This window comes from Promicromonospora sp. NPDC060204, from assembly GCF_042728455.1.
Taxonomy (GTDB): domain Bacteria; phylum Actinomycetota; class Actinomycetes; order Actinomycetales; family Cellulomonadaceae; genus Promicromonospora.
The window spans coordinates 1-7621 of the sequence record NZ_JBHWZO010000286.1 but is presented as its reverse complement, the minus strand read 5'-3'; the positions used below and the strand labels follow the sequence as shown (position 1 = coordinate 7621).

The following is a 7621-nucleotide window of genomic DNA, read 5'->3' as shown; positions in this document are numbered from 1 at the left end:
GGTTTCTTCGCTTTGAGCCGCCCGAAAGCGAAGAAACCCGGGCCTCGAAAGGAAGCGGTCAGAACAGGACCGTCGCGAAGGTGCCCACCTGCTCGAAGCCGACCCGCCGGTAGGCCGCAATGGCCCGCTCGTTGTAGGCGTTCACGTAGAGCGAGACGACCGGCGCGACCGAGGCGCGGGTCGCGTCGACCACCGCGGCCATGCCCGACTCCGACCAGCCGCGGCCGCGGAACGCCGGCTCCACCCAGACGCCCTGCACCTGGGCCACCCCGCCGGCCACCGCGCCGAGCTCGGCCTTGAAGCCCACGGCGGGCCGCCCGGCGCCGTCGGGCACAAGGCGGACGAACGACCGCCCCTCCGCGATGAGCGACTTCACGCGCTCCGCGTAGGCGGAGCCGCCGGAGGCGATCGGCGAGTAGCCGACCTCCTCGGTGAACATGCGCACGCAGGCGGGCAGCACGAGGTCCAGCTCGGCCAGGACCGAGCGGCGGACCGTGGGCTCGGGCGGCACCGAGGGCGCACTCCCGATGGCCATCGACGGCTGGTCGGCGCGGATGTCCCGCGCCGGCGGCCAGTGCGGGGCCAGCCGCTCCCAGAGCGCGAGCGCGGCCCGCTGCTCCCCCACGATCGACGACGACCGGCGTCCGTACACGCGGGCGACCGCCGTGAAGGCGGCGATCGCCTCGGTGCGCCGGGCTGGGTCGGTGATCGGGACCACGGGCACCAGGTTGGCGCCGGACCAGCACACCGCCTCGAGCGGACCGACGGCGGGGAACCCCCACGCCTGGCCCGCGGCGGCACCGAACCCGGACCGCGCCGCGATCTCCAGGCGCGCGGTGGCAAGCACCGAGGCGACGGGGTCGACGGCACAGACCGCCAGCGCCGCCGCCAGGTCCGCGCGGGTCAGGGCCCGGGCGAGGACCTCGCCGCGGTCAAGCTGCGCGCGAATGTCCTGTTCGCCCGGTTCGAACGGCCCGTCAGGGCGCGCCCCGGCCGGAACCGGGGTGCGCCACCGAGCCATGCCTTGCTCCGTTCGAGTCCGACCCTTCAGTATCGCCCGAGTCCGAGGTCCTGCTCCGGCTCAGCCGACCGAGACGACCGGCGAACCGGCCTGTGCCTCATTCTCCGGCGTGGGCATCTCGTCCGCGATCCGCATCGCCTCTTCGATGAGGGTCTCGACAATCATCGCCTCGGGAACGGTCTTGATGACCTCGCCCTTGACGAAGATCTGGCCCTTGCCGTTGCCCGACGCCACGCCGAGGTCGGCCTCGCGGGCCTCGCCCGGGCCGTTGACGACGCAGCCCATGACGGCGACGCGCAGCGGGACGGTCATGCCCTCCAGGCCTGCCGTGACCTTCTCGGCGAGCGTGTACACGTCCACCTGGGCGCGGCCGCAGGACGGGCACGACACGATCTCGAGCTTGCGGGGGCGCAGGTTCAGGGCCTGCAGGATCTGGTTGCCGACCTTGACCTCCTCGACCGGCGGGGCCGAGAGGGAGACGCGGATCGTGTCGCCGATGCCCTTGCTGAGCAGGGCGCCGAACGCGGTGGCCGACTTGATGGTGCCCTGAAACGCAGGGCCGGCCTCGGTGACGCCGAGGTGCAGCGGCCAGTCGCCCCGCTCGGAGAGCAGCTCGTAGGCGCGCACCATCACGACGGGGTCGTTGTGCTTGACCGAGATCTTGAAGTCGTGGAAGTCGTGCTCCTCGAAGAGGCTGGCCTCCCACACGGCGGACTCCACGAGGGCCTCCGGGGTGGCCTTCCCGTACTTCTCCAGGATGCGCTTGTCGAGCGAGCCCGCGTTGACGCCGATGCGGATCGAGATGCCGGCGTCCTTCGCGGCCTGCGCGATCTGCTTGACCTGGTCGTCGAACTTGCGGATGTTGCCCGGGTTGACGCGGACGGCGGCACAGCCGGCGTCGATCGCCTGGAAGACGTACTTCGGCTGGAAGTGGATGTCCGCGATCACGGGGATCTGGGACTTCTTCGCGATGATCGGCAGCGCCTCGGCGTCGTCGGAGGTCGGGACGGCGACGCGCACGATGTCGCAGCCGGCCGTCGTCAGCTCCGCGATCTGCTGGAGGGTCGCGTTGATGTCGGTGGTGGGCGTGGTGGTCATGGACTGCACGCTGATGGGAGCGTCACCGCCCACCTCTACCTTGCCGACCTTGATCTTGCGGGTCTTGCGGCGAGGGGCGAGGACCGGCGGGGGTGCTGCTGGCATGCCGAGGCTGATTGCGGTCACAGGATCAGTATCCACGCTTCAGAAGGTGCAAAACGCACTTGGTGTCTGGCATCACGTGATCCGCACGGGATCCACCAGGTCGGCCACGACGAGGACGCCGCCCACCCCGAGGAGGATCAGGAAGACCACGTATGCCACGGGAGTCATGCGCGCGACGTCGGCCGGGCCGGGCAGGACGGCCGCCCCGCGCACCCGGGCGACCGTGCGCTTGCCGCCCTCGTAGAGGGCGTTGACCAGGTGCCCGCCGTCGAGCGGCAGCAGCGGGATGAGGTTGAAGACGAACAGCGCGATGTTGAGGCTCGCGAGCAGGCTCAGGTAGATCATCACGCGGTCGAGGATCGCCTCGTCCAGCGCCATGATCTCGCCGCTGATCCGGGCCACGCCCACCATCGACTGGACCGAGTCCTGCGAGCGCTCCTCGTCGGTGAACGCCTGGGTGGCGGCGTCGGCCACGCGGACCGGCAGGGTCGCCACCATGGTCGCCGTCTGCCAGGTCATGTTGCCCACCTCGGGCAGCACGCGGGACAGGGGCTGACGCTCGCGGACCTGCAGCGGGGAGAAGCCCACGAAACCGCCGGGCTCGACGACCGGCTCGCCGTCGGCGCCGACGACCGCGACGCCCTGCTCGTCCACGACCGGGCGCTCGGTGGGGGCGGGGGTGACCTCGAGCGTGACGCGTTCGCCGTCGCGCAGCACGACGACGTCGGACTCCTGCCCCGCGGAGTCGTTGATGAGGCCGACCAGCTGCTGCCAGCCGGTCACCTCGGTGCCGCCGAAGGAGACGACCTCGTCGCCGGGCTGGAGCCCGGCCGCGGCGGCGGGGGCGGCGGGCTGCCCCTCGCAGTCGTCGCCCGTGGCGGTGGACGTCGCGGAGGCGGGGACGCACTCGGAGAGCTGCGCGACCGTCGTGGAGACGGCGGGCAGGCCGTAGCCGATCAGGATGATCGCCATGAGGAACGTGGCGATCACGAGGTTCATGAAGGGCCCGCCGAACATGACGACGAGCTTCTTGGGCGTCGAGAGGTTGTAGAAGGCGCGGTGCTCCTCGCCGGGCCGCACCTCCGCGACGGACGCGTCGCGCGCGTCGGCGACGAGCTCGTTCCAGAAGCCCTTGCCCCGCTTGGTGCCGGCGGGGGCGGGCGGCATCATGCCGACGAGGCGCACGAACCCGCCGAGCGGGATCGCCTTGATGCCGTACTCCGTCTCGCCCTTGGTGCGCGACCACAGGGTGGGTCCGAAACCCACCATGTACTGGCTCACGCGCACGCCGAACTTCTTGGCCGGGATCATGTGCCCCAGCTCGTGCAGACCGACCGAGACCAGGACGCCCACCAGCAGGACGAGCACACCGATGATGTGCGGAACGATGCTCACGGACCGAGACTACGACACGTTACTGACAGCCCGGCAGGGAGCACACGGCTCCCCCCGCGACGGCCACCCGACGTTCACTCCATGTCGCCCACATGGTGATTCGTTGAAACATTGGTTACTGATCATTAACCTGTGGGCATGTCGGTTTCGTCCGTCCCTGGGTTCCGGGAGCTGCACGCGCACGGCCCGTCCTCCCTCGGGGAGAGCCTGACCTCGATGTTCCAGACCGAGGCCTGGTCCGCGGCCGACGGCGACTCCCGGGTGGCGCGGCAGCTGCGCGAGATCGACGTGGACGTCAGCGCGATCTGGGCGGCCTCGCGCTGGAACATGGGCGACGACGGCGACGCGCCCAACCGCCGTCATCCCGTGCCCGGCGACCCGCGCGGCCCGGAGACCGCCGCAGCGCTGCGCGCCGTCGTCGCCCGGCCGCGGGCCGCCGCGCTGCTCGGCGTGTACCTGTGGTCGCAGGCGAGCGACGCCCTGCAGTACACCTTCCGGCACGGCCGCATCATCGTGCCGCTGCGGGCCTTCGTCGAGACCTGGGAGACCTGCCGCGACGATGCGCCGGACGACGTCTGCCGGGCCGAGGGCGACGCCGTCGCCGTGCTGCTGCGCACGCTGATCACCCAGATGCACACGGCGGCCGCGCGCAGCGCGGGCGACCTGCTCCGCGTGGCCGACGCCGCGGGGCGGGCCGGTGAACGGTGCGGGGAGCTGCTGCAGGCCGCGCGGGCGATCCCCGACCTGACCTCGCCGTTCCGCCGCGCCCTGGTGCCCCAGGCCGTGACCCGCGTCCGGTACTTCCGCGCCCTGGCCAAGGCCGCGCGGGCGGCGTCCGAGGCCATGGCCGGGGAACCCGCCCGGCTGGGCCCCGCGCTGGACGGCCTGCGTGCCGCCGAGACCGACCGGCACCTCAACTACATCCTGGCCAGCGAGCTGCGCTCCTACCGGATGCACCTGACCGAGCTGTACCGGAACCTCGACTCGACCTGGCTCACGCTCGACCGGCTGCGGACCGTCTACATCTACCCGTTCGGGCTGCGGGACGTGCGGCCGGCCGCGGCGGTCACCGCCATCCGCCGCCTCGCGCACCGGGACGAGCACCCGGAGCTGCTCGGCGTCCAGGCCTTCGCCGTGCGCGGCCGCCTCAAGATGGACGACGTCTGGGCGAGCGTCGACCGGGCCGCCCGCCCCTACGGCGGGGCGTCCCTGTCGATGCCGAACGTGCGCCTGGAGCAGCCGGACGGGACGTTCATCGCGGAGCTGTCCTGCGACGTGCGGTTCACCGAGTTCGGCAACCACTACGTGCGGTTCCGGTACTCGTCGCGCGACCAGTCGCCGCAGCAGGTCCGCGACGCCCGGTTCCGCCTGTCCAACCTGCACGCCGACATCCGGGTGCGGTGGATCGCGCTGGACGGCTCGCCCGTCGACGTCGACCCCGGCGGCGCCCTGCCGCCGGAACGCCTCTTCGACCTGGCCGACCTGCTCCAGCGGGCGACGGCGGACCTGGTCCGCAAGGGCACCGAGATCGCCCAGGGGCGGGCCCACGTGGTCACGACGGTCTACGAGGCGAGCAGGGGCCGCGGCCCGGCCGCGCCGCCGGAACGCCGGACGCCGGTCAACATGGGCGACGAGATGCTGGCCGCGTTCGGCTCGCAGGTGCTGCTGCAGCCCGTGTCCTACGGCACGGCCACGCTGTGCGACTGGACCCTGCGCCAGCGCAACCCCGTGCTCCTGGAGGGGGTGCGGCACCTGGGCGACGTCGTGGCCGTGGCCACCAACTCGACCACCGTCGCGCTGGTCGGCACGGCACACTTCAAGATCTCCCAGTACGGCTCGCTCGCCGAGTTCGTGGCCAGCCTCAACGGGCTGTTCAGCGCGTGGAACGCCACCCTGGCCGACCACCTGCGCATCGTCGCGACCATGCTCGCCGACCACGACGTGAACAACGGCGCCGACCTCGCCGACCGCAAGGAACGGCTCACGCGCGAGCAGCTGCGGCTGCACGAGTTCGCCTCGGAGGTCCGCACGACCCTGACCACCATCACCTCCCCCACGTTCCTCGCCTCCGCGCTGGAGTCGCGGATGCTCAACCAGCTCCTGCACGCGTCGCGGTTCGAGCAGCAGGCCGCCGTCGTCACCGAGCGGCTGCGCGAGCTGCTGCAGGAGCCCATCGCGGCCCGGCTCGCGGCGCTCGAACGGCTGCACGGCGACCGCGAGCGCGCGGCCGAGGTCAGGCGCGAGCGCTCCCGGCGTCGGCTGATGGACGGCACGCTCTCGGCGATCACCGTGTTCGCCGGTGTGTACGCCCTGATCGGCACGGTCCAGGTGGCGCTGGACGCGTCGCTGATCGGCCCGATCCAGGCGGTCACGGCCACCGCGCTGGTCACCGTGGGGGCGCTGGTGACGGGGTGGGCGGTGTTCAACTGGACGAGCCGCCGGTGAGCAGCCCGGCTTAGCCTGGTCGGGTCAGCCGCGACGCCGCACGACGACGGGGGACGACGATGACCGGAAGCTCTGTGTCCGCGCCCGGGGACGCGCCCGGGGACGCGCCCGGCGGCGCCAACCTCACGCCGCGCGGTACGCCACGGGACGACGCCGCCCGGCGCCACCTCTGGGGGCACTTCACGCGGCAGTCCGCCTGGGACGCCGGGGTGCCCACGCTGGTGCGCGGCGAGGGCCATCACGTCTGGGACGCCGGCGGACGCCGGTACATCGACGGGCTCTCGGGACTGTTCGTGGTCCAGGCCGGGCACGGCCGCAGGGTGCTCGCCGAGGCGGCGGCCCGGCAGGCGGGCGAGCTGGCCTTCTTCCCGCTGTGGTCGTTCGCGCACCCGCCGGCCATCGACCTGGCCGAGCGGCTGGCCGACCTCGCGCCGGGCGACCTGAACCGCGTGTTCTTCACCACCGGCGGCTCCGAGGCCGTGGAGACGGCGTTCAAGCTGGCCAAGCAGTACTGGAAGCTCCAGGGCAGGCCGGGCAAGTACAAGGTGATCTCGCGGACCATCGCGTACCACGGCACCACGCACGGAGCACTGTCCGTGACGGGCCTGCCGGGCCTCAAGGAGCCGTTCGAGCCCCTGGTCCCGGGCGCGTTCAAGGTGCCGAACACCAACATCTACCGGGCGTCCGAGGACCTGCGCGACGACCCGAAGGCGTTCGGCCGGTGGGCCGCCGACCAGATCGAGGCGCTCATCGAGGCGGAGGGGCCCGACTCGGTGGCGGCCGTCTTCCTGGAGCCCGTGCAGAACGCCGGCGGCTGCTTCCCGCCCCCGCCCGGGTACTTCGAGCGGGTGCGCGAGATCTGCGACCGGCACGACGTGCTGCTCGTCTCCGACGAGGTGATCTGCGCGTTCGGCCGGATCGGGTCCATCTTCGCGTGCGACGACTTCGGCTACGTGCCGGACATGCTCACGTGCGCCAAGGGCATGGCGTCGGGCTACTCCCCGATCGGCGCGTGCCTCGTCTCCGACCGGGTGTTCGAGCCGTTCGCCCACGGGTCGACGACCTTCGCGCACGGGTACACGTTCGGCGGGCACCCGGTGTCGGCGGCCGTCGCGATGGCGAACCTCGACCTCTTCGACGAGGAGGACCTGACCGGGCGGGTCAAGGAGAACGCGCCCGCCTTCCGGGCCACCCTGGAGCGGCTGCACGACCTGCCCATCGTGGGCGACGTGCGCGGCGCCGGGTACTTCTACGGGATCGAGCTCGTCCGGGACAAGGCCACGCGGGAGACCTTCTCCGGCGACGAGGCCGAGCGCCTGCTGCGCGGGTTCCTCACACCGGCGCTGTTCGAGGCGGGGCTGTACTGCCGCGCCGACGACCGGGGCGACCCGGTGGTGCAGCTCGCGCCGCCGCTGACGATCGGGCAGGCGGAGTTCGACGAGATCGAGCAGATCCTGCGGGGCGTGCTGAGCGAGGCGTGGACGCGGCTGTGACGCGGGAGCGGCGCCGCCCGGTGCTGCAGGGGTCGGCGCGCTCGTGATGGTGCGCTTCTACCCG

The 7621-nt window shown here is 72.2% G+C and carries 5 protein-coding genes; 2 read left to right on the top strand and 3 right to left on the bottom strand.

Features of this window, described 5'->3' with window-relative positions:
- Positions 1 to 58: 58 nt before the first annotated feature.
- The 3 genes from ACFWEJ_RS24960 to ACFWEJ_RS24950 form a co-directional block, all read right to left on the bottom strand.
- A complete protein-coding gene (locus ACFWEJ_RS24960) occupies positions 59 to 1021 on the bottom strand; it encodes a GNAT family N-acetyltransferase (RefSeq protein ID WP_377231874.1) in 963 nt (320 codons plus the stop codon).
- A 60-nt stretch (positions 1022 to 1081) separates the two neighbouring features.
- Positions 1082 to 2224: a flavodoxin-dependent (E)-4-hydroxy-3-methylbut-2-enyl-diphosphate synthase gene (gene ispG, locus ACFWEJ_RS24955; protein ID WP_377231875.1), complete on the bottom strand. Its 1143-nt coding sequence runs from the start codon at positions 2222 to 2224 to the stop codon at positions 1082 to 1084.
- 72 nt (positions 2225 to 2296) lie between these two features.
- A complete protein-coding gene (locus tag ACFWEJ_RS24950) occupies positions 2297 to 3619 on the bottom strand; it encodes a M50 family metallopeptidase (RefSeq protein WP_377231873.1) in 1323 nt (440 codons plus the stop codon).
- A gap of 138 nt (positions 3620 to 3757) precedes the next feature.
- Here ACFWEJ_RS24950 and ACFWEJ_RS24945 point away from each other — a divergent pair, with 138 nt between their 5' ends.
- Both ACFWEJ_RS24945 and ACFWEJ_RS24940 read left to right on the top strand, forming a co-directional pair.
- Entirely contained in the window at positions 3758 to 6064 is a 2307-nt protein-coding gene (locus ACFWEJ_RS24945) for a hypothetical protein (protein ID WP_377231872.1), read from the top strand.
- 59 nt (positions 6065 to 6123) lie between these two features.
- A complete protein-coding gene (locus ACFWEJ_RS24940; protein ID WP_377231871.1) occupies positions 6124 to 7557 on the top strand; it encodes an aspartate aminotransferase family protein in 1434 nt (477 codons plus the stop codon).
- Positions 7558 to 7621 lie beyond the last annotated feature (64 nt).

Bases quoted from the DNA above. Each gene is read 5' to 3' on its own strand.
- ACFWEJ_RS24960 (WP_377231874.1), bottom strand. From the start codon at position 1,021: ATGGCTCGGTGGCGCACCCCGGTTCCGGCCGGGGCGCGCCCTGACGGG.
- ispG (WP_377231875.1), bottom strand. From the start codon at position 2,224: ATGCCAGCAGCACCCCCGCCGGTCCTCGCCCCTCGCCGCAAGACCCGC.
- ACFWEJ_RS24945 (WP_377231872.1), top strand. From the start codon at position 3,758: ATGTCGGTTTCGTCCGTCCCTGGGTTCCGGGAGCTGCACGCGCACGGC.
- ACFWEJ_RS24940 (WP_377231871.1), top strand. From the start codon at position 6,124: ATGACCGGAAGCTCTGTGTCCGCGCCCGGGGACGCGCCCGGGGACGCG.